At 61.0% G+C, this 23109-nt stretch carries 10 protein-coding genes; 3 read left to right on the top strand and 7 right to left on the bottom strand.

Annotation, left to right across the window (positions count from 1 at the left end; all coding sequences use genetic code 11):
- Positions 1 to 212 precede the first annotated feature (212 nt).
- Positions 213 to 5825: a putative Ig domain-containing protein gene (locus LOY70_RS15975; protein ID WP_265028394.1), complete on the bottom strand. Its 5613-nt coding sequence runs from the start codon at positions 5823 to 5825 to the stop codon at positions 213 to 215.
- A gap of 403 nt (positions 5826 to 6228) precedes the next feature.
- On the opposite strand from LOY70_RS15975, the gene LOY70_RS15970 reads away from it, so the two are divergent.
- The 3 genes from LOY70_RS15970 (at position 6229) to hemN (ending at position 9527) form a co-directional block, all read left to right on the top strand.
- A complete protein-coding gene (locus tag LOY70_RS15970) occupies positions 6229 to 6672 on the top strand; it encodes a CopD family copper resistance protein (RefSeq protein ID WP_265028393.1) in 444 nt (147 codons plus the stop codon).
- 96 nt (positions 6673 to 6768) lie between these two features.
- Positions 6769 to 8142: a coproporphyrinogen III oxidase gene (locus LOY70_RS15965; RefSeq protein ID WP_265028392.1), complete on the top strand. Its 1374-nt coding sequence runs from the start codon at positions 6769 to 6771 to the stop codon at positions 8140 to 8142.
- A complete protein-coding gene (hemN, locus tag LOY70_RS15960; RefSeq protein WP_265028391.1) occupies positions 8139 to 9527 on the top strand; it encodes an oxygen-independent coproporphyrinogen III oxidase in 1389 nt (462 codons plus the stop codon). The genes LOY70_RS15965 and hemN overlap by 4 nt, the downstream gene beginning before the upstream one ends.
- Before the next feature lie 246 nt (positions 9528 to 9773).
- On the opposite strand, the gene LOY70_RS15955 is transcribed toward hemN, so the two are convergent.
- From LOY70_RS15955 to LOY70_RS15930, 6 genes are all read right to left on the bottom strand, one after another.
- On the bottom strand, positions 9774 to 9980 hold the full coding sequence (locus tag LOY70_RS15955; RefSeq protein ID WP_025213925.1) for a hypothetical protein: 207 nt from the start codon (positions 9978 to 9980) through the stop codon (positions 9774 to 9776).
- Between the two features lie 6 nt (positions 9981 to 9986).
- Entirely contained in the window at positions 9987 to 11411 is a 1425-nt protein-coding gene (gene adeC / locus LOY70_RS15950; RefSeq protein ID WP_265028390.1) for an AdeC/AdeK/OprM family multidrug efflux complex outer membrane factor, read from the bottom strand.
- Between the two features lie 87 nt (positions 11412 to 11498).
- On the bottom strand, positions 11499 to 12326 hold the full coding sequence (locus LOY70_RS15945) for a helix-turn-helix transcriptional regulator (protein WP_265028389.1): 828 nt from the start codon (positions 12324 to 12326) through the stop codon (positions 11499 to 11501).
- Positions 12327 to 12902: 576 nt separating this feature from the next.
- Positions 12903 to 14063 (bottom strand): FAD-dependent monooxygenase, encoded by a 1161-nt coding sequence (locus tag LOY70_RS15940; RefSeq protein ID WP_265028388.1) that lies wholly within the window; start codon positions 14061 to 14063, stop codon positions 12903 to 12905.
- 86 nt (positions 14064 to 14149) lie between these two features.
- Positions 14150 to 21451, bottom strand: coding sequence for an amino acid adenylation domain-containing protein (locus LOY70_RS15935; protein ID WP_265028387.1), 7302 nt, complete (start codon positions 21449 to 21451; stop codon positions 14150 to 14152).
- A gap of 105 nt (positions 21452 to 21556) precedes the next feature.
- Positions 21557 to 22822 carry a glycosyltransferase gene (locus tag LOY70_RS15930; protein WP_265028386.1) on the bottom strand — a complete coding sequence of 422 codons (1266 nt, stop codon included), beginning with the start codon at positions 22820 to 22822 and terminating at the stop codon, positions 21557 to 21559.
- Positions 22823 to 23109: the final 287 nt, after the last annotated feature.

The following is a 23109-nucleotide window of genomic DNA, read 5'->3' as shown; positions in this document are numbered from 1 at the left end:
TTACGGCGGCTCACTTTTGAGAAGCGCAAAAGTAAGCAGCCGTAAGGGCGGAACCGCCAGCCGCCGCTACCCAAAAAACGGATATACACACAAACCAAAAGTCCAAAACCACCCCCCAAAAAAACGGCGCCTCCCCCCAGGAAGAAGCACCGTTTTATTAAGTGAGCAGCACTGTAGCGAGGAAGCTAGCTCGCCGTAGCAGCGCTCAAGACTCAGGCGGTAAAGTCACTGGCATGCAGCTCCTTGACACCCACGAGCTCAAATTCAAACTCGGGCGTGGCGTCGGCATCGACACTGCCGTAGACAATGCCATCGGCAAAGCGCAACTGGCCGGTGGCGTTGGTGGCATCGAAGGCATTACTGCCGATGAACGTGAAGGCATCGACATCGGCGGTCAACGGATTGGCGTCCAACCCAGTGAGGTCCAGCTTGTCGAACTCCGTGCTCTTGAAACCGCTGATCACATCGCGCAAAGCCCCGACGCCCATGTCCGACAGCGCGCCGAACGCATAGGTATCCGCGCCAGTGCCGCCGGTGAGGTTGTCGGTGCCTGCACCGCCGATCAGCCGATCATTGCCCGAACCACCCACCAGCGTATCGTTGCCTGCACCACCATCCAGGATGTTCCCCGCGCTGTTACCGGACAGACTGTCGGCATAGGCGCTTCCCGTCAGGTTCTCGATGAATTTCAAGGTGTCGAGCCCGGAACCCACCGTGTTTTGTTGCGCCGACGTCGAAAGGTTCACGGTAACGGCGGCCAGGGCACGTTCAAACGACACGGTGTCGTTGCCATCGCGCCCGTCCAGGATGTTGTTGCCGGCGCCGGCGAACAGCGTGTTGTCCAGCGCATTGCCCGTGCCATTGGCGGCGCCAGTGCTGTCGATATACAGGTTCTCGACGTTGCTGCCCAGGGTATAGGCGGCCAGGCTGCTGTGCACACTGTCGACGCCTCCCGTCACCGCATTGCTGTTGGTCTCGATCACGGTATCGCTGGTGTTATCGACGTAATAGGTGTCGTCACCATCGCCACCGCTCAGGCTGTCGGCCCCGGCGGCGCCATCGAGTACGTTATGGGCGGCGTTGCCGGTGATGAAGTTACGTCGCTCATTACCGGTGCCGTCGATCTCCGATATGCCGGTCAGTACCAGGTTTTCGAGGTTGGCGCCCAGGGTCCAACTGACCGAAGCCTGCACGGTGTCGATCTGCGCGGTCGAGGTGTTGGTTTCCACCACGCTGTCGAACGCGTTGTCGACCACGTAGATGTCGTTGCCATCGCCGCCGGTCAGGGTGTCGGCGCCCAGGTCGCCATCGATCGTGTCGTTGCCCGAGCTGCCCACCAGGGTATCGTCCTGGTCGGTGCCGGAAATGTGTCCGCCCTGGTTCTGGGCGTTGTCGAAAATGTCCTGCACGCTGTTGTTGTCGTTGGGATTGCCCTGGAAGCCCAGGTCATCGGCGATGTAGTCGGCCAGGCGCTGGCCGACGATTTCCGCGGATTCTTCGTGCAGGTGCCAGACGTCGTCGGGATACACCAACGGATCGACTTCGTAGCGCAAGGGCAGGTCGGTGTAGTCCACCGCCAGCTTGACGTCAGCGCGTTCGGCGGCCATGGCCTCCTGGGCGGCGCGGACATAGCCGACGCCTTCAACGATGGAGGCAATCTTCTCTTCCGAGTAACCCCGGGCACGCGCCGCGTCCTGCTCGTAGTGCCCGGTTTCCATCATGTACACACTGAAGTTGCCGAATTGGGCGTGCAGGTAATCGAACACCTTCAAGGTTGCAGCCTTGTAGGCCGCGGCGGCCGCGGCCTTGTCCGTGGCGCGGGCGATTTCCTGGGCGGCTTCTTCGCCCTGGCCCCAGATGATGCCCATGGTGACGTTATCGATCGACTGCAGTTCGGTGCGCTGGTCGCGCAGCAACGTCACCGCCCGCAACAGTGCCGGCCCGGGTTGGTTGGTGTCGGTCAACCACCAGCACAGTTGGAGTTCCTCGGGGCTGAGTGTGGACAGACCGTTGACCGTGCTGCCGCCGACCGCGATGTCGATACCGTTGCCATCGGCATCGGTGAACTGGCTGCGCACGTCATAGGTGGTGTACTTATCCAGGTCCCTGACCAGCATCGAGGTGCCGGATTGGTCATCGTCTTCGGTCATGCGCAGCAGGCGTGCGTTGGATTGGCCGAGGGTGGGCAGGTAGAGGATGTCTTGCTGGGCGCGTTCGCCGAAGACGAAGTCATTGGCGGTGAGGGTGTTGAGGTAGTTGCCGTTGAGGGCGATCTCGAAGCGATTGCCATCGGCGTCGGCTTCGGCGGACTTGATGTAGGTCTTGTCGCCGGCCGCGTTCAGGGTCATGTACAACGTGCCGTTGCTGCCATCGCCGAGGCCGAGAAAGCCCAGCCCCGAGACGTTGATTTTGTCGACGCCAGCGGTGAAGTCGTAAATCGTGTCGGTGGCCGTGACACCACCGGTGTCGTAGTCGCGGTAGCTGTCGGACAGGTTGCTGTAGCGAAACGTGTCGGCGCCGTCGCCACCGTACAAGGAGTCCCGTCCGGCGCCGCCGTCGACGATGTCCGCGCCGGTGCCGGCCTTGATCGTATCGTTGCCGCCGAGGCCGAGGATCAGGTCCGCGCCTGTCGTGCCGTTGAGGGTTTCGGCGTTGTTGGTGCCGGTAATGGTGTTGGCGGGCGCATCGGCCACCACCAGGCTGAAGTTGTCGCTGACCGAGGCGCCTGAGGGATCGGTGGCCTTGACCAGTACGTCGTAGGTGCCCGCCGCGGTGCTGGTTGGCGTACCGCTGAAGGTCAGGCTGGTGGCATTGAAACTCAGCCAGGTGGGCAGGGCGTTGCCGTTGGCGAGGGTCGCGGTGTAGGTCAGCACATCCTGGTTGGCGTCGGTGAAGCTGTTGCTCGCCACGGTGTAATTGAATGGTGTGCTTTCACTGGCGTTCTGGTCCAGGAGTGGGGTGGCCACGACCGGGGCCACGTTGGTGGGGTTGGTCTGGTCGGCGAAGACGAAGTGATTGGCCGTCAGGCTGCTGACGAAGTTGCCCGCCATCGAGATTTCGAACCGGTTGCCGTTGGCGTCGACCGTGAGGTCCTTGAGGTAGGTACGGTTGCTCGACGAACTGTAAGTGACCTGCAGCGTGCCGTTGAGCCCGTTGCCCAGGCCGGTATAGCCGAGAGCCGACACATCGATCTTGTCGGCGGTCACGTCGAAGTCGAGGATCTGGTCACTGGCGCTGGTGGAACTGGTGCGGTAGCTATCGAGTTTCGAGGTGTAGCGGAACACATCGGCGCCGGTGCCCCCGGTGAGTTTGTCGACCCCGGTGCCGCCGACCAGGATGTCGTTGCCGGCGCCGCCATTGAGGGTGTCGTTGCCCGCGCCACCGAACAGTTGTTCATTGGCTGCGGTGCCGGTCAGCGTGTCGTTGTTCGGCGTGCCATTGATCACAATGGCGGTGGGGACGTCCTGCACGGCGAGCGTAAAACTGTCACTGACGGTGGCGTTGCTGCCATCGGTGGCCGTGACCTGGATCGAGTAGGTGCCCGACGCGGTGTCGGGAGGCGTGCCGTTGAAGGTGCGAGTGGCGGCGTCGAAGGTCAGCCAACTGGGCAGGGCGCTGCCATTGGCGAGCTTGGCGGTGTAGCTCAGGCTGTCGTTATCCGGATCGGTGAAGCTGGTGGCCGGTACCACGTAGCTGAACGGGGTATTTTCGGTGGCGTTCTGATCCACCAGCGGCGTAGCCAGCACGGGCGCCTGGTTGGTCGGCGACGTGGTGGCGAAGACGAAGTTGGCGCTGGTCAGGGTGTTGAGGTAATTACCGTCCAGCGCCACTTCGAAGCGGTTGCCATTGGCGTCGGCTTCCAGGGATTTGATGTAGGTCTTGGTGCCGGCGCTGTTGAGCACCAGGTACACGGTGTTGTTCTTGCCATCCCCCAGGCCGGTGAAACCCATGGCCGAGAGGTCGATCTTGTCGGCGCTGACGTTGAAGTCGGTGATCAGGTCGCCCAGGTTGGCGCCGCCGGTGTTGTAGTTGCGGTAGCTGTCGAGGCGATTGGCGAACACAAAGGTATCGGCCCCTGCGCCACCGGTGAGGGTGTCCATGCCGGCACCGCCGTCGAGCTTGTCGTCACCGGCGCCGCCACTGAGGCTGTCATTGCCCGCCAGGCCGAGCAAGGTGTCGGCCGCATCGCTCCCCAGCAGTGAGTCGCTGCCACTGGTGCCCGTGATCACCCGGTTGAAGATGAAGTTGCTCGCGGTCAGGGTGCTGGCGAGGTTGCCCGAGAGGATCAGCTCGAAGCGATTGCCACTGGCATCGGCGTCGAAGTCCTTGATGTAGGTGCGGTTGTTGCTGGCGCTGTAGCTGACCTGCAGAGTGCCGCCACGGCCATTGCCCAGCCCGGTGAAGCCGAGGCCGGCGAGGTCGATCTTGTCCTGGGTGACATCGAAGTCGGTGATGGTGTCATCGAAGCTGGTGGTCGCGTTGCGGTAACTGTCGGACTGGGCGACGAACCGGAACGTATCGGCGCCCGTGCCGCCGGTGAGTTTATCGAGGCCCGCGCCGCCCACCAGAATATCGTTGCCAGCCCCGCCGTTGATGGTGTCGTTGCCGGCCGCGCCGTAGAAAATCTCGCTGGCGCTGCTGCCCAGCAGGGTGTCATTGCCAGCCGTGCCTTGCACGGTGGTCATCGGCACCGTGGCGCTGACATAGCTGCCGTCACCATAGACCAGCGTGGCGCCCTTGCTGGTGTGGCTGATGGTATTGGCGATGATTGCGTTGCGATCAGTGCCGTCTTCATTGCGCTCGGCAACGCCGTAGGTCGACAGGTCGCTGCCGCTGATGATGTTGCCCTGGATGAGGTTGTCGCTGCCGTTGAAGTACTTGCCGGACACGCCCAGGGTGTCGTCATAGGACTGGATGATGATTTCCGGTACGGGACTGCCCAGGGAATTGTTGTTGAGGGTGTTGTCGATGACCTCGACGTGGTTGCTGCCGTAGATGCGGATCCCGGCGCTGGCGTTGTCATGGATGTCGATACCCGTGACGGTGACTTCGCTGGAGAGCTTGATCAACACGCCTTCGGCACCGTTGCCGTACACCTCGCCGCCGGTGATGGTGATATTGGTGGGGGAGGGAATATCGTCGCTGCCGCGCTGGACCACGATGCCATTGCCGCCGTTGTCGTAGGCGACGTTATTGGTCATGGTGAAATCGTGGGTGCTGGTGACGACGTTGAAACCGTGGCGGTCGTTGTCGTAGGCGATGTTGTTCTCGAAGGTGCTGTCGCTGAGGAAGTCGGCGACGAAACCGTCCAGGCCATTGCCATGGGACACGCTGTTCTTGATGACCATGTTGACGGTCTGCTCGTGCGGGTCGAAACCGTACCCGGAGCAATCCTTGATCTCGACGCTGTCGAGGGTGACGTTGGAGTCGTAGCCTTCTTCGCCGGGGATGTAGCCGTTGAACCAGCCGTCGATTTTGCCCGTGGTGTTGTCGCGGTTGCCATCGATGGTGAGGTTGCTGACCCCGAAATCGTGGGTTTCCTCACCATAGGCCGAACGTATGATGCCGGTGATCTTGGTGTCGGAGCCATCAGCCACCTTGACCGTGGTTTCGCCCATGCCGTCGCCGTACAGGTAGACGTTGCTTTTCATCATCAAGCAACCGTCGGACGGTTCCTCGCCTGCCGAAACGATATAAGTTCCGGTCGGCATGTACACCTGACCTCCACCTGCTGCGGCCGCCGCATCAATCGCACTTTGTATCGCCGCCGTGTCATCAGTGATGCCATCTCCTTTGGCGCCAAAATCTTGTACGTTGAAAATCATGAGCTTATCTCCGTATCTGGCTTTAACCGCGCTAGATGCCAATATTCCATCGGCAACCTCGGTGTTATGACCCAGCGAAGCGCAAAAGTTATGACCGAATGTCGGAGAAAGTGTCAAAAAAACTGACTACCGGATAAGTGGTTGTAGGGAGAAGCTGGAATGTAACGTTTTGTTGACGCTTTCTTTGGGTCAACCATGCCCTTGTGAGCGCAAGCTTGCTCGCGATAGCGGTGTATCAGTCCCATCAGCGCTGGCTGACCCGACGCCATCGCGAGCAAGCTCGCTCCACAGTGATAGGGGGACGGGTACATGCGGCTTTCTTGATTGGCATCAACCCCAGTGCCTAGCCTGCGCGGTAGCCTCCTATCAACCCGGTGTCCGCAAGAGGGCGCCAAGGAGGCTCATGAGTTATCCGCTGTTTCTGACCCTGCACCTGTTTGCCGCGCTGGTGTTCATCGGCACGGTGTTTTTCGAGGTACTGTTCCTCGAGAGCATCCGCAAACAACTCCCCGCCAAAGTCATGGTGCTGCTGGAGCAAGGCATCAGCCAGCGTGCCCGGCAGTTGATGCCTTGGGTACTGTTGGTGCTGTTCGGCGCGGGAGGGGCCATGGTCTGGCTGCGGTATTGGCCGGTGTTGTCGTCGCCGCTGCAGTCATCGTTCGGTGTGTTGCTGGGCGTGAAGATCCTGCTGGCGGGCAGTGTGCTGGGGCATTTTCTCTGGGCCATGTGGTTGTTCAGGAGCGAGCGCATGAACGCCCGTTACGTTCACATCATTCATACCAGTGTGTTCCTTCATATGGTGGCGATTGTGCTGCTGGCCAAGGCGATGTTCTACGTCACTTGGTGAGCGACGCCAGCGTGGTTTCAAGGCGCTTGATACAGGTCAAGGTGGCCCGGCGGGTTACGTCAGACACTGTTGCTGCGCAGCCACTCGGAGATTGTCATGTTCGACCTGTTTCAAACCCTCGGCGAGCGATCCGCAGGACGTGCCTCGGCGATGGCGGATGTCGATTGCCCGGTCGGCACGCGAAAATTCCATGGCGGCATCGGCTCCCTCGACCTGCTGCGGGGCTTGCGCGACAGCCGCCAGACACGGCGCCCGCTGTCTCTGTCGGTGCATCTGCCTTCGCGTTTGCGACTGGCCTCGTGTTCGACGTTGGCCAGTGTCTGTCGGTGCGGGGAAATCGAGGGCTATCTGCAACGCTTGGCGTATGAGATGGCGATGGTGGGTTGCCACTTGGGCGCCGGGCGCCGCGTCGAACAATTTAGCCTGACCGGTGGCACCCCGGTGATTGCTCATTTGCAGAAGCTGATGAGTGATCTGCGCAAGCGCTTCGACTTTTGCGAATACGACAGCGGCGATCACAGCATCGAAGTGGACTTGCATCACACTGACTGGTCGACCATGGGGCTGATTCGTGACCAGGGGTTCACCCATGTCAGCATCGGCGTTCCCGACATCGGTGCCGACAGTGAGTTGTCAGTCGATTGCTACCAGAACCCGGCGCCGATTCATTCGTTGATCGATGCGGCACGGACCTTTGGTTTTCGCTCGATCAACATCGACCTCGGTTATGGCCATGCCTGGCAGACGCCTCACAGTTTCGCCCTGAAACTGGCGACGCTGATCGAGCTGGAACCAGACCGGCTGCATGTCTTTGACTATGCCTGTGCGCCTTATCGTTATCGCTCGAAGAACGCGGGGCCCGCCGCGGCTTTCAGCAGCCGGGCCGACAAGGAGGCCATGCGGCGGATTTGCTGCGAGCAACTGATCGGCGCGGGGTATCACTACATCGGCCTGGGGCAGTTCGTACGGGCCGACGATGACTTGGCGGTGGCCCAGGAGCATGGGCGCCTGCATCGCAATTGCCAGGGCTTTACCCGGCATGGTTGCTGTGATCACGTAGGTTTCGGCTTGTCGGCCGTCACTCAGATCGAACATCTGTACGTGCAGAACACTGACGATTTGCTTCACTACTGTCAGCAGCTGGACGCCGGACAGTTGCCGGTGTGTCGCGGCTGGCGTTGTGAGGCACAGGATCAGGTCAGTGCAACCGTGATCGAGCAGCTTTCCTGTGACCTGGAGCTGGATATCCCAGCCATCGAAACGCGGTTCGGGGTGGTGTTTCGCGAGCATTTCGCGCCTGCCTGGCCACTCCTGGAGGCGTTGCACGACAAGGGACTGATTGAATTATCGAGCCGGTTTATCGGCATCCTGCCCGCCGGGCGCCTGAATGTGGATGCGATCTGCAATCTGTTCGATCCAGAGCTGGATGACGCAGGTCCACGCCCCTTTGAAAAGTTGAATCCCTCATGAACGCCGCATCCGGTTTCAATCGTGCCCTGGTGGAAAAATACGACCGCCCGGGGCCGCGCTACACCTCTTATCCCACGGCCCCGCAGTTTCACCAGGCGTTTGCCATGGACGAGTACCACGCTGCGGCCCAGCGCAGTAATCAGGCGCCGGTACCCAAGCCGTTGTCGGTCTACATCCATATCCCGTTCTGCCAGAGCCTCTGCTATTACTGCGCGTGCAATAAGATCATTACCCGCAAGACCCATCGCGCCGTTGAATACCTGACGTACCTCAAGCGCGAAATTGTCCAGCAGGCGACCTTGTTCGATCGCTCGCGCAAACTGACCCAATTGCACCTGGGTGGCGGTACGCCGACTTACCTGACCCACGAGCAATTGGCCGATCTGATGGATTGCCTGCACCAATCGTTCGACATGGATGACAGCGACGCCCATGAGTTTTCCATCGAGGTCGATCCGCGGACCATCGATGCGCAACAGATCCAGGGCCTGCGCGAGCTGGGTTTCAATCGCTTGAGTTTCGGTGTGCAGGATTTCGACGCCCAGGTGCAGGCGGCCGTCAATCGGGTACAAAGCGAAGCCCAGGTCGTTGAACTGGTGGCGGCGGCTCGCCTGGCACGCTTCAAGTCCGTCAGCGTCGATCTGATCTACGGCCTGCCGCTGCAAACCGTCGCCAGTTTCGATGTCACCCTGAGCAAGATCATCGCCCTGCGCCCCGACCGCATTGCTGCCTACAGCTATGCGCATCTGCCGCAACGGGTGCGGGCGCAACGGATGATCCGGCCCGAAGACATGCCCCCGCCGGAGCGCAAGCTGGAATTGCTCGAGCTGACCATCAACCGCCTGACCGAGGCCGGTTACGTCTACATCGGCATGGACCATTTTGCCTTGCCGGACGATGAACTGGTGCGCGCCCGCGCCCAGGGCACGCTGCAGCGCAACTTTCAGGGTTATTCCACCCACGCCGATTGCGATTTGATTGGCCTGGGCGTGTCCTCCATCGGCAAGGTCGGCGACAGCTACAACCAGAACGTCAAGGAGCTGTCCCAGTATTACGCGCGCCTGGACCAAGGCCTGCTGCCGGTGCAGCGGGGCTATCGCCTGAGCGATGATGATCGCTTGCGGCGTGAGGTCATCAGCGAACTGATGTGTCATGGGCGAGTAGCGTTCGGCCAGATCGAGGCCAGTCATGGCATTCGTTTTACCAAGTACTTCGCTGACGTGCTGGACCGGCTCCAGGAGCAGGTGCGCGACGGACTGCTGGACATCACAGACCAGGCGCTGGTGCTGCTGCCCCAGGGCCAATTAATGATGCGCAGCGTCGCGATGGCCTTTGATGCGTACCTGGAGGCAGACCAGACAGTCCAGTATTCGCGTACGGTCTGAAGGCTCAAGGCGTATCGGACTGCCTTTGGTGGCGAGGGAGCTTGCTCCTTCACCACATTATGATCCTCGATGTGCACCCACCTGTGGCGAGGGGATTTATCCCCGTTGGGCTGCGAAGCAGCCCTGAAACCTTCCGTTGCGGTGCGTCAGGATGATTGCATCCAGCTTCTTTGGGGCCGCTTCGCAGCCCAGCGGGGATAAATCCCCTCGCCACAGGGGCCGGGTTTCTCCTGATGGCTGGGTTGGCTATGATCTTTCAGTGCCCGGGTTTCCGGAGGCCGGGATCAAGTCGCGTATCGCATAGAAACCTTGCACCAGGCGATTCTTGGCCCGGTACTCGCACAGCAGCAGCGAGGTTTCGGGCAGCTGGGATATCGACGAAGCGTGTTTGACCACCATCGTTTTACCTCCCGAGCGTAAGCGCACCAGTGCTCCAGGTTCGAATGTGCCCATTTGCAGTCACCTCACAGTCACTTTGTTTGTGCGTTCTACCCAACCCCCGCCCAGGGCCTTGTACAGACTGACCTCGGCGAGCAGTTGCGACAGGCGGTCGGCGATCAGGGTTTGTCGGGCGCTGAACAGCGAGCGTTGGGCATCAAGGAATGTCAGGCTGCTGTCCACGCCAATCCGATAGCGCCGCTCCGCCAGGCGGTAATAGTCCTGGTTGGCCTGTACCAGATCATGCTGGGCGAGCAGTTGGTCCTTATAGGTCTTGCGTGCCGCCAAACCATCGGAAACTTCCTGGAAGGCGGTCTGGATGGCTTTCTCGTATTGCGACACGCGGATGTCTTTCTGGATTTTCGAATAGTTCAGGCTCGCCCGAAGACTGCCGGCATTGAAAATCGGCAAATTGATCTGTGGTTGAAACACCCAGCTGCCCGAACCACCCTTGAACAGCCCGGACAGTTCGCTACTCGAACTGCCGGCGTTGGCGGTCAGGCTGATGCTCGGGAAGAACGCGGCGCGTGCCGCGCCGATGTTGGCATTGGCCGATTGCAACAGGTACTCGGCCTCAAGAATGTCCGGCCGTCGTTGCAACAGGTCCGAAGGCAGGCCGGCCGGTACTTCGGTGAGCAGGTCGGATGCCAGCGGCCGGCCGGGCAGGTCATCCGCGACCGACGTGCCCACCAGTAACGTGAGGCTGTTGAGGTCCTGGGCAACCTGGCGTTGGAACTTGGCCAGGCTGGCCTTGGCGCTTTCCACCGAGGTTCGCGATTGGCTCAGGTCCAGGGCCGAGGCGGTGCCGACCTGATTGCTGCGTTCGGTCAGGCGCAGGCTTTCCTCGTAGGACTGAAGCGTGTCGCGGGTCAGCGTCAGCAGCTCCTGATCGGCACGCCAGGTCAGGTAGGCGCTGGCCACGCTGGCCACCAGGCTCAATTGGGTGCTGCGACGGGCTTCTTCGCTGGACAGATAGACCAGGGACGCCTCCTCACTGAGGCTGCGTATTCGCCCGAACAGGTCCAGTTCATAGGCACTGATGCCCAGTGTGGCCGAATACGAGCTGTTAATCGCGGGTTTACCGGTTCCCGAAAGGCTGGCCGGCAACCGCTGGCGCGAACCGGTGCCATTGGCACTGATCGCCGGGTAGAGATCCGCCCGCTGAATCCGATATTGCGCCTGGTAAGCCTCGACGGTCAGGGCCGCCACCCGCAGGTCGCGGTTGTTGACCAGCGCACTTTCGATGAGTTGCTGCAGCGCTGGATCCTGGAACAGATCACGCCAACCCTGTTCGGCCGCGATAGGTCCCGACAGGGCCGGGGCATAGGCGGACGCCTGCGGGTATTGCCCGGCTATCGGTGCATCGGGGCGCTGGTAGTCCGGGATAAGCGAACAACCGCCGAGCATGAATGCCGCGGCCGCCAGGGGGCTCAAGAGTTTATGCATCGACCTGTCTCATCGTGATGCCTGCTCAGGCCCCGCAGGCGCGGGCAGGCGGGTTCTATTGGGGTCGCACTCGCCCGCAGCGCGCAGTCATGATCCGATCATCCATTTCGCCAGCCCATGCCGTCCGCTGACACCCAACTTGGCGGCGGCACGTTTGAGATAGGTTTCGATGGAGCTGTTCTTGACCCTTAGCTTTTCCGCGATCTCCGGTACGGTGCCTCCAGCCAGCAGCCCAAGGCAGACCTCTTTTTCCCGCACCGAAAGCGTCACGTCGCAGGGGCTCAATCGCTCATTGAAATCGCGCTGCAACTGGGTCTGTTCAACGCTATTGAGCGAATGACTCGTGGCGCTGCCGGGGTTTTTAAGGCACGACTGCCGATTGAGATGGGCATGTCGCTCCGCCAGCGGCAGCAGCGTCTCGGAGAGGTACTTCAAAAAGGACAGTTCCTGGAGGGAAAAGTCGCGCTGCCCCTGGGGGCGATGCACCGAGATCACGCAACGACGATTGGCCTTGCGGGAAATCAGATAGCATTGATGGGATGTACCAAGGCAGTTACTGCCTTTTTCGTCCTGCATCCGGGCGTTCAGATGGATCAGCAAGGCGTCGTCCACCTCCAGCACTCTTTTCACCAAGGGGTGATCGTTGCGCTGTATTGCACTGGTGGGGCAGGCGGATTGCATGTGCGTGTTGCTTTCTGAGCCCGCATACCCCAGCAGTTGGACATCGATGATGTCCGTTTGGGTCTCGTCAACGGTCCATTCACTCAACTCGAGTCGACTGACAGGCACCGATGTTTCGATCATCTGGTGCATGTTGGTCAAGAAGCTCTCGTGCCCGACACTTGAAATCAGCTTTCCTAGCTCTACGTAGAGGTGCGATTTTTCGGCGCCCTCAATACACGCATGTCGATTCATTATGCTTACCTGCATACTTCGAAAAAGCTCCACACATCTCAGTGATCGTTGACGGAAGAAAATCCGACGCTTCTCAAAATGCTGAAGCCTTTTCTGGATTTGATACCTTGGGGGTCAAATATCACCTGTGAATCCATTCACACATAAACGGTTCAGCCGGTAGGACTATTAAGCGTTTCACCGTAGGAAAAGTCTGTAAGGGAAAACAGGGACATCCCGGGTCAGGGGGTGGCGCTGCTCTGTGGTGACTCCTGGCAAAAATACGCCTTTGACGAAAACCTGTTCCTCGAGCGATGACTGCGGCGAGGGCGTCTCCTTAGGCTTTGGTCTGGTTGAATATCTAGTTAAATTAATGGTTTAAGGTGTTTGTCTACTCCTGGGAAGGTGCTCGTGATCTGTTTTTTAACGCATCTTGCACGTAGGAACAATCTGGCAAAAATGCCCGAAATTCAGACTTCCGATTATGGCGGAGTATTCGGATTTCTCGATTTTCGTTGATGAAAATGTCGTTTTTTGTCTGTGTGGAAGTCGTTTTTTGTCATTGACGCCTCTCGTTGCTGTGAGTCGTGCGACGCTTTATGTACAGGGTTTGAATGACAGGATGTCGATGTTCTTTTTACGCAGGCTGCTTTGTGGGGTCAGGCGGAAATACCACTCTCGAAGCCAGCAGGCGAGTGTCGAGTCGGCCTGTTCGATACCACTCATGAAGCGAGCGGCATTGACGATCCCATTGGCCCGCGGGTGTCGGTACGCTTGGTAATCTGCCAGCGCGGTGCGCAGGTCCGGCGTTTGCGCCAGGCGTTCGGCCAACACCACGGCATCTTCGATCGCCTGCGCTGCACCCTGGCCCAGGCTGGGCAACATGGGATGAGCCGCATCCCCCAACAGCACCACGTGCCCGTCACAGAATTGCTCCACGGGACGGCGATCCCGGGCATGCATTTTCAACAACGCGCTTTCGGGGGTGGCCTCGATGGCCGCCACGACTTCCGGTGCCCAGCCGGCGTAGGCACTGAGCACTTCCTGCTTGCTGATGTTCAAGGCGGCGTCCGCTGCGTTTTCGTGATTGCAGGTTCCCCACCAATACGCCTGGCCGTCCCCCACATCGCAAAGTCCAAAGCGCTTGCCGCGGCCCCAGTAATGCGCCACATAACCTTCGGTCATGACCGGATGGCTGAATGGCGTGACCGCCAGCCAGGCGACATAGCCGGATGGGCGTGTGGGCGTCTCGCCCAGCATCTGCTGACGGATCACTGAGTTCAGGCCATCGGCGCCAATCAGTAGATCAGCCTCGTCGGTGCTGCCATCTTCGAACCGCACCGTGACGCCATCTGGGCGATGGGTATAACCCATGCAGCGCAACCCGGTGGTCAGGGTGTCGGGTGCGAGCTGCTGCGCCAGGGCACGCAGCAGCAGGGGGCGCTGGATATTCACACTGGGGTGACCCAACTGTTCGCCGATCTCGTGGATCGGCATGCTGGTGATGGGAGCCCCATTTTGTTTCTTGAAAAAAAACGCTCGGATCACCTGGCCTGTCTGTTCCACTGGCACATGGGCATCGATCGAATGCAGGGCCGCCATGGCATTGGCCATGATGGACAAGCCGGTGCCACCGGTACGCAGCGTCTGGGCCGCTTCGAAGACCTTGACCTGCCAGCCCGCTCGCTGCAACGCGATGGCGGCGGTCAGCCCTCCGATGCCGGCGCCGGCCACAATGGCTTTTTTGGGTTCTGTCATGCTGTTTCACCTGTATCGAGCCCGGGACGACCGGGCATTTGAGTCAAGCGGGGCCGTCAATCCAGCCCCGCGACCGTCGGTAATGGTTAGGCGAATGCCGCCATGGATACGGCGTTCCTGGTCCGGGCCACGTCGATGCGTGACTGGATGAATTCGCCCACCCGCTCGATATGGGGCTCGCGCATCATGGTCAGATGGTCGCCCTCCACGGCGACTCGCTGCACCTGGGGAGCAATCGAGCGCCAGCCGCGGTACGGGTCGCGAAAGGCCGTGCCTACCAGTTCATGGGGGGCTTGCAGCACATCGGGCAGCTCGACATCCGCCGCGAACAGCGTGATAGGCAAGTCCAGGGGCGGGAAGCGGTAGTCCAGCAATCCTTGCCAGTTGGCATGAAAGACCCGGAACAGCTGGTCCAGCGTCGCCAGGGTGATGGTCTCGTCGAAAAGACCCTGGTCAATGCCGTGCTGCCTGATCGCCTCGAAGGCATGGGCGTCGGCCATGGAGGAGAAGTCCAGGGCGTGGTAGTCGTATTCCTTCTGACCGTCGCCGCTGAGCAGTTCCCACATGAACCAATTCATGAACTCGCTGCGTTCTATCTGCACCTCGCCCTGCCTGACGCGCACGATGGTGTCCAGCAAAAACACGTTATGCAGCCGTCGCCCGCGCCGCTGCAACTCGCTCGCCAGTTCATACGCCACGACCCCACCATAGGACCAGCCACCCACATTCAGTGGTCCTTCAGGCGCGACCTCTTCAATGGCATCGGCGTAACACACCGCCTGGGCCCGCACCGATTGCAAGGGTTCACGGGCATCCCATGTTCCCGGTGCTTGCAGTGCATACAGGTGGACCTGGTCCTTGAGGACGCGCGCCAGTGCCGCATAACACAGCACGTGCCCGCCGATGGGGTGCACCAGGAACAGCATCGGCCGGCGCGGGGCATTTTTGAAGTCCACCAGCGCGCCGGTGCCAGGGTGTCCGGTTTCGGTCTGTTGCAGCACTTGGGCGAATTCGGCGATGGTCGGGGCCTGGATGAAGTCGGACAGCGATGGCTCCAGGCCCTGATGCCTGGCGAGCATGGCCACCAGTTGCACCGCCTTGAGCGAGTTACCCCCCAGTTCGAAGAAGTTGTCATACATGCTGATGTCTTCCAGGCCCAGGGTTTCTTGCCAGTAGGCCTGCAGCAGATCCTCCATGGCATTCCTGGGCGCGATGAAGGGCCGCAGCAACGTGTGTTGAACGTCGACCTTCTGCAATCGTCGACGGTCGATCTTGCCGGTGGGGCCCAGCGGTAGCTGGGCGATGCTGGCAAGCGTGTTCGGCACCATGTAGTCGGGCAGCGCCAGGCGCATTTCGGCCTTGAGTTGATCCAGGTCCGGCGTGCGGCCCGGCATGGGCTGGACGAAGCCCACCAGATAACGACTGCCATCGGTTGCCGGCTTGTCGATGACCGCCACCTGCTGAATGTCGGCCTTGAACCGGGCGGAGCCGAGCATGGCCACTTCGATCTCGCCGAGTTCGACGCGATAACCGCGGATTTTGACTTGGGCATCGCTACGACCCTGGTACACCAGATCGCCCCAAGGCAGGTAGAAGCCGATATCCCCGGTTTCATACAACCGCCGGGTCTGGCCTTCCAACTGGCGATAGACAAAGCGTTCGTCGGTCAGGTCGGGGCGGTTCCAGTAGCCGTTGGCCAGGCACGTGCCTTCGATGAACAGGTCGCCCATGACTCCGATCGGGCAGGGACTGCCCGCGGCATCCAGGACATGCATGCGTACCCCATCGATGGGCTTGCCAATGGGCGGCATGCTCGGCCAGGTCGCCGCGGGGCCTTCAAGCTTCAGGCTCGTGACCACGTGGGCTTCGGTGGGGCCGTAGTGGTTTTCGACCCGGCAATCGTCGAGGTGATCAATCAGGTCGCGGATCTCCGCGGTGATTTTCAGTTGCTCGCCTGCCACGTTGATCTGGCGCAGCGATATAGGGCGGATGCCGAGTTGCATGGCGACTTCGGCCAAACCCTGGAAGGCCACGTAGGGCAGGAACAGGCGGTTCACGTCTTGCGCGCAGATGAATTTCAACAACCGGATGAAGTCATAGCGCAGCCCCTCATCGATCATCACCAGCTCGGCACCGCAAGACAGGGTCGAGAGAATTTCCTGGAACGATACGTCGAACGAGATGGGCGAGTATTGCAGCGTCTTCAGCACACCTGGACCGACGTCCTGCGCCTGCTGGCGGTTCTGCCAGAGGATCATATTGGTCAATGCCCGGTGCGGCATGGCCACGCCTTTGGGGCGGCCCGTCGAGCCGGAGGTATAGAGCAAGTACGCGTTATCGTCAGCCACGATGTCTGCGGCGATAGAGGCAACCTGCCCGTGACAGTGCGCCAGGTTATCGTCGAAATCGGCGACCACGCTGTCCCAGTGACGCAGGTCGGCCTGGCCTGCCAGGGTCATCGCCAGGTGCGCAGACGCATCGGCGAACAGCACCAGGCGTGGTTGCGAGTCTTCGAGAATCAGTTGGATGCGCTCATTCGGGTAGCTCAGGTCAATCGGCACATACGCAGCGCCGGCCTGTATGACACCGAGCAAGGCTACGATCAGGTCGGGCGAGCGGGGCATCATGATCGCGACCCGATCGCCCTGGCCGATACCCTGCTGGTGCAGCCAGCTCACCAGTTGTGCACTGGCGTCCCGCAGTTGGCGGTACGAGAGGCAGGTCTGGTCAAGACTCACCGCGACCTGCTCGTCATGGCGGGCGAAACTGTCCAGTAGCAAGGCTGACAGATTGTCATGGGGCAATGCCATGGCCGAGCCGGGCGTGGTTCGTTCCAGGCGCGGCAGCCAAGCCGGTATGCAGGGTTTGGCGTTGGGGGCGGCGATCATCAATTCCAGCGTGCGCAGCAGGTAATCGGCATAGGCCTCGACCTGGCTGGTGGCGACGCGCGCCGTGCAGTAGTCCATCTTCAACATCAGCGAACCGTTGCCTGGGTGCCGGCCCAGCGTGGTCAGCAAGTCATAATTGCTGGCTTCCGTGGTTTCCCAGTCGGTGAGGATTTCCTCACCTTTTGCCAGCATGTCCTTGAGGACATAAAAGTCGACGTAATTGAACACCACGTTCAAGGCGACGTCGGTTTCGCGATGGATCAATGCGAACGGATAGCGCCGATGGGCGAACACCTGTTGTTCCTGGGCAATCACTGCCCGGATCACTGCAAGCCAATCCTGGCCGAGGGTGCTCAAGCGCATGGGCAGGGTATTGAGGAACAAGCCCAGGACCGAGGCGGCATCTGCAAACTCAGGCCGACCATGGCTGATCACGCCACACAGCACTTCCTTTTGATTGGACATGATGGCCTGGGCGAAACCGTGGGCCGCCAGCAAGACCGCGCGTAACGGCAGGTCCTGGGCCTGGCAGAACGCTTCGAGCCGGGCCAAGTCCGCTGCGGGCATTTCCCGGTAGGCCGAGCGGTGGGGCGTCGAGTCCGGGGCAACCACATGGATCCAGCTGGTCATGGCCGCGGCGGGTGCGTCGCGCAGGTAGTCGCTCCAGAACTGGCGATGTTCATCCGTTGCCGTCGCTTCCTGTTCCAGGGCCACGAAGTCGGCCGGGGTGGTGGTCAGGGCGGGCAGTGCGTCGATGCCAGATGCTGAGGTGTAGAGCGTGATCAAGTCGCGCATCAAGGTGGCGACACTCCAGCCGTCGAGGATCGCATGGTGGAAGCTGAACACCAGGTCGATTTCATCCTGGGCGAAGAACACGCAGAACTGATACAGCGGTGCCCGCTGCCAGTCTTCGCGGTAACGTTTACGTTCCTCGACATAGCTGCCAATGGCCTCGGCCCGTGCAGCGGGGCTCAGTGAGAGGACATCGATGACCTGCACGGGTGGCTCGACCGTCGAGTGAACCCGAGCCATGGGCACTTCGGCGTGGCCGATATCGAACGACATGCGCAAGGCCGGGTGGCGCTGGATCAATGCGCTGCAGGCTCGTTCCCAGGCCACCGCATCCCAACGCAGGCGCAGGCGGTAGCGGAAGATGTCGTGATAGATCGCGGATTCCGGGTGCATCATCGAGTGATAGATCATGCCGACTTGCAGTTGCGACGCGGCGAACACGTCATCGTACAAACCTTCGCTGGCCTGGCGGAGCGCTTGCGGCACTTGGGCAAAAGGTGCCACGTGGGCCAAGGCTCGTAGCCCTGTGGACGACGCTTCTTGCGTCTCCAGGCACTGGGCCAGTTGAGCGATGGTAGGGTGCTGGTAAAGCTGCGCCAGGGTCAGCGCAATCCCTTGTTCACGTGCCTTGATCTGCAAGTGAATGACCTTCAGGGAGTCGCCGCCCAATGTGAAGTAGTTATCGTGGACGCCGGGTTCAGGGCGGTTCAGGTTGTCCCGCCAGAGGTCGGCCAATGCCTGTTCCAACGCTGTGCGTGGCGCTGTCGCATCGGTACCGCCCAACGCTGCGTCCGGCTCGGGCAAGGCCTTGCGGTCCAGTTTGCCGTTCACATTCAACGGCCATTGCTCAAGCTGAATCAGATGCCGGGGCACCATGTAGTCGGGTACCTGCTGGTGCAGAGCGTCTTGCAGCGCTTGCGGTGAAAGCACGCAGCCGGGCTCGCTGACCAGATAGGCGCTGAGGTACGCATCACCTTCGTGTTCCTGGCGAGCGATCACGACGGCGTCCTTGACCCCCTCGCAAGCGAGCAGGTGTGCTTCGATCTCGCCGAGCTCGATGCGCAAGCCGCGGATCTTCACCTGGAAATCATTGCGTCCCAGGTACTCAATGCTGCCGTCGGGCAACCAACGCCCCAGGTCGCCGGTCTTGTACAGGCGAGCCTGGGGCGCGCTCTGGAACGGGTCGCGGATAAACCGTTCGGCCGTCAGTTCGGGACGGTTCAAGTAACCTCGCGCAACACCCAGGCCACCGATGTGAAGCTCGCCGGCGACACCGGGCGGCAGCTGTTGCAGGTTCGCATCGAGGACATGCATGTGGATGTTCGCGATGGGGTGGCCGATCGGCACGATGCCTTCGTGCACATCGGGCTGGCAATGCCAGGCCGTCACGTCAATGGCCGCTTCGGTGGGGCCATAGAGATTGTGCAACTGCACTGCCGGCAAACGTTCGAAAAAGCGCGCCTGCAGGGCCGGGGGCAGGGCTTCGCCACTGCACAGGACCTGCTTCAGCTCGGGCAAGCGCTGCGGTTCGACCTGGTCGAGGAAGATTCGTAGCATCGACGGCACAAAGTGCAGCAGCGTGATGCCGGCACTGGCCATGATGTCCATCAAATAACCAGGGTCCTTATGCCCGTCGGGGGCGGCGACGACCAGTTGCGCGCCGCTGAGCAACGGCAGGAAGAACTCCCAGACGGACACATCGAAACTGAACGGGGTTTTCTGCAAGACACGGCTGTGTTCATCGACCCCATAGGCATCGCGAGCCCAAAGCAATCGATTGACCACCCCGTCGTGCTGGTTCATCACCCCCTTAGGCAGGCCCGTGGAGCCGGAGGTGTAAATCACATAGGCCAGGTGTTGCGGCGTCAAGCCTAGCGCGGCGGCGTCCGGGTTGTGCGTCGGTTGCCGGGACAGCCGTTCTGGGGCGGTATCCAGGCACAACACGGGCATCGTCACACCGGGCAGACGCGTCAATAACCCATGGGTCGTGATCAGGACACCTGGGGCGCTGTCGTTCAGCATATGGCTCAAGCGATCGCTCGGATAACCCGGGTCCAGCGGCACGTAGGCGGCGCCCGCCTTGAGAATGCCCAGCAGCCCCACCACCATCTCCAGGCTGCGCTCCAGGCAGATCGCGACCCGTGCGTCCGGGCCAAGTCCTTCTTCCAGCAGGGCGTGGGCCAGCCGATTGGCCTGTCGGTTCAGTTCGTCATAGGTCAGCGCCTGCCCCTCGAAGCGCACCGCGATCGCTTCGGGGCGAGCGACGACCTGGGCCTCGATCAATTGATGGAGCAACACGTCCCTGGGGTAATCGACGTCGGTGCGATTCCATTCATCCAGTACCTGGCGTTCAGGGGCCGGCATAAGGTCGAGGGTATTGACCGGCGCATCGAAATCAGCGGCCACGCACTGCAAGATGTTCGTGAAGCGCTGTTGCAACGCTTCGATCTGCGTGCTTTCGAAATAGGCTTCGTTGTAGATGAAGTGCATCCATACGTCGTCGTCCGGCGCGGCCTCCCGAATGTGCATCGCCAGTGGCATCTGTTCGTAGCCGTTGCTGAGTTTGACGGGCTGCGCGAGCGCCGGTCCGTACCAGGTGTCCTGGTCCTGTTCGTAGGACACCACCAGGTCGAACAACTGGCGCCGGCCCTGGTTCTGCAAGCCAAGCTCACGGTTCAGTTCACTCAACGGAAAGCGTTGATAGCGGTAGTCCTGCTTGAGCATCAGGGCAATCTTGCCGACCAGTTCGCTGAAGCTCAGGTCGGTGCCCAGGCTCAGGCGTACCGGACTCATGCCGACGAATAAACCGACCGTGGCTTTGTGTGCGGCATTGGCGCGGTTGAGAATGGGCAGGCCGATGACGATCTCGTCGCGTTGCTCGATGCGGGCGAAGTAGCTGTACAGCACCGCCAGCATGACGTGGAAAACAGTCGCCTGGCCGGACGCTTTCGCCTGTTCGCCGAGGCGATTGTAAAGCGCGCGCGGCAAGCGCCAGGCGTGGTTCTGGCTGGGTGCCAGGCCCTGCTCGAATCGACTCTGATAACGGGGCGCCAGCAGGGGCTCGGGCAATGTGCGGTATTTGTCCAGCCAGTACTGGCGTTGGCGCTGGAAGGAGGCCGAGTCTTTGATGCTGCCTTGCTGCTCGATATAGGTTTGATAGGTCGGCGCCGTGACCTCGTTTTCCGTCTGGTCATGCAGGGCGGTATAGGCCTGGCTGATCGCCCGGCCGATCATGGCGAAGGACCAGCCATCGATGATCAGATGATGGCCGTTGACGAAAAAGTAGTAGAGATCGTCCCGGACCTTGATCAGGTCCGCGCGCAACAGTAATCCATCGTCAAAGGAAAACGCGGTTTGCAGGTTCTCCTGCAGCAAGGCCAGTGCGCGGGTTTCCGGATCGCCATGCCCGGAGACGTCGTGCACGTTCAGTGGAACGCTGACCGCCCCCAGGAACCGTTGCCGTGGCAAAGGATGTTCGGCTGAGCCTGGGACCAGTTGGATACGCAAGGCATCGTGGCGGTTCACGACCTGATTGACGGCCACTTGCATCAGTGAGGCGTCGACCGCGCCATTGATACGCGCGTAGCCGCCGATGTTGTACAACGGACTGTCGCCATGCAGCACCTGGTCCAGCCAGATATCCAGTTGCGGGGCGGCGAGGGGATAAAGCAGGTGCTCTGCACCCGAGGCGGGCAGGGTCTGAGTCATGGTGTTCTCCGTGGGCCGATCCGATGGCCCGATGAAACGAATAAAAAGAGGGATGCCTGAAACCGGGCCATCGGTAACGCACAGTCAATCACCCTCAATCCGTGATTACGCGACGCGGTACACATCAGCCCGAGCGGCGAGTGCCTCGACTTGCAGCGCCGCTGCTTCGCGGGCGCTGTCACCACTGGGCATCAGCTTGCTGTAGCGGTCACAGTTGGCGCGTATCTGGTGACTGTTCAGCACCTTGTCCAAGGCTGTGGCCAGGGATTCGGCGGAGGTCGGAGTGGACACTTGCACGCCGCAGCCCAGGCGCTCCATTCGCGCCGCATTGTCGAAATGGTCGTGGGCAAACGGCGTGGTGATCTGCGGTACCCCGGCGGCGAAGGCCAGGGCCGTTGTGCCGACGCCGCCGTGATGCACCAGTGCCGCGGTGTGGGGCAGGATGCGGCTCATGGGGACGTAGCGCCTGACCAGAATCGTGCCGTCGCTGGACAACGATGGGGCTACTGGCTGGCTGGTCAGGAACACCCCGCGGCGACCCGTCACCTTCAGCGCTTGAGCCGCTGCGGCGAAATACTGCGCGGCATCCACCGTGGTCGAGCCCGGGGTAAACACCACCGGTGGGGCCGCGTTCAAAAAGTCCTCCAGCTCGGCGTCGGGCTCCTCGAAGCCGGATTCATCGAATAGCGGGAACCCGGTCAGTACCGTCTGGGCAGGCCAGTCCTGCTGGATCGGGGCGAACCAATCGGCAAACAATCCCAATACCCGATCGGGCGAGGAGATCCATTGACTGATGATGCGCTTGACCGGGGGCAAGCCTAGTTCGCGACGAAAGCCGTTGAGCTCCGGCTTCATGAGCCGATCCAGGAAGGCGTGCTCGATGACGCTGAGCAAAAGGCGTCTCACGGGGTACGGGACAAAGGCCGGCAGGTTCTCTCCAGGAGGATGGGTGGGGCGCGCCAGGGGGGACCAGATGGCGAACGGGGTGACTTGGCCGGTGATCAGCGGAATGCCATGTTTTTCTTGCAGCAGTCGGGCGGAAAACGCCCACAACGAGCCGATCATGACGGTGTCATCGTCACACGCTTGCTCCAGGAGCCGATACTGGTCGCGCAAGGTACCGCCGACGGTTTTCCATAGGGTGGGCAGTGCCGTCCGTGGATGCCACAACGCCGGGTCAGCCATGACCGCTTGATATTCCTCGCGGGTGCCCAACGGCAGAAACTTGAAACCGCAGCGCTCGATCACCGGCGCGAACGCTGCACTGGCGCAAAACGTTATCCGATGCCCGCGTGCGGCGAGGGTGCGGCCGATCCCGATAAATGGGTGAACGTCACCGGCTGAGCCGATGGCCGTAATGATCACATGCATAAGGCTCCCTCTAGAGTGATCGTGCGATGGGTGACAGTCCTGATCGGCGGCGATCAGGTATCGCCTGTGGAATCCAATCCACAAAAACGATTCAGCTTGAGGGGGTATTAGGCGTTTCCAGGTAGGAAAAGTCTGTAGCGGAAAACGGGGACATGCTGGCCCCCAGAGCAGGTTTGTCGTCGAATCCAGGGATTGTGAACACCCGAAAACCCTGTGGGAGCGAGCTTGCTCGCGATGGCGGTGATTCAGCTTGCATCAACACTGAATGTACTGCCGCCTTCGCGGGC

The sequence above is a fragment of the Pseudomonas sp. B21-054 genome (assembly GCF_026016345.1).
Classification (GTDB): Bacteria; Pseudomonadota; Gammaproteobacteria; order Pseudomonadales; family Pseudomonadaceae; genus Aquipseudomonas.
This window is presented reverse-complemented; position numbering and strand designations above follow the sequence as displayed.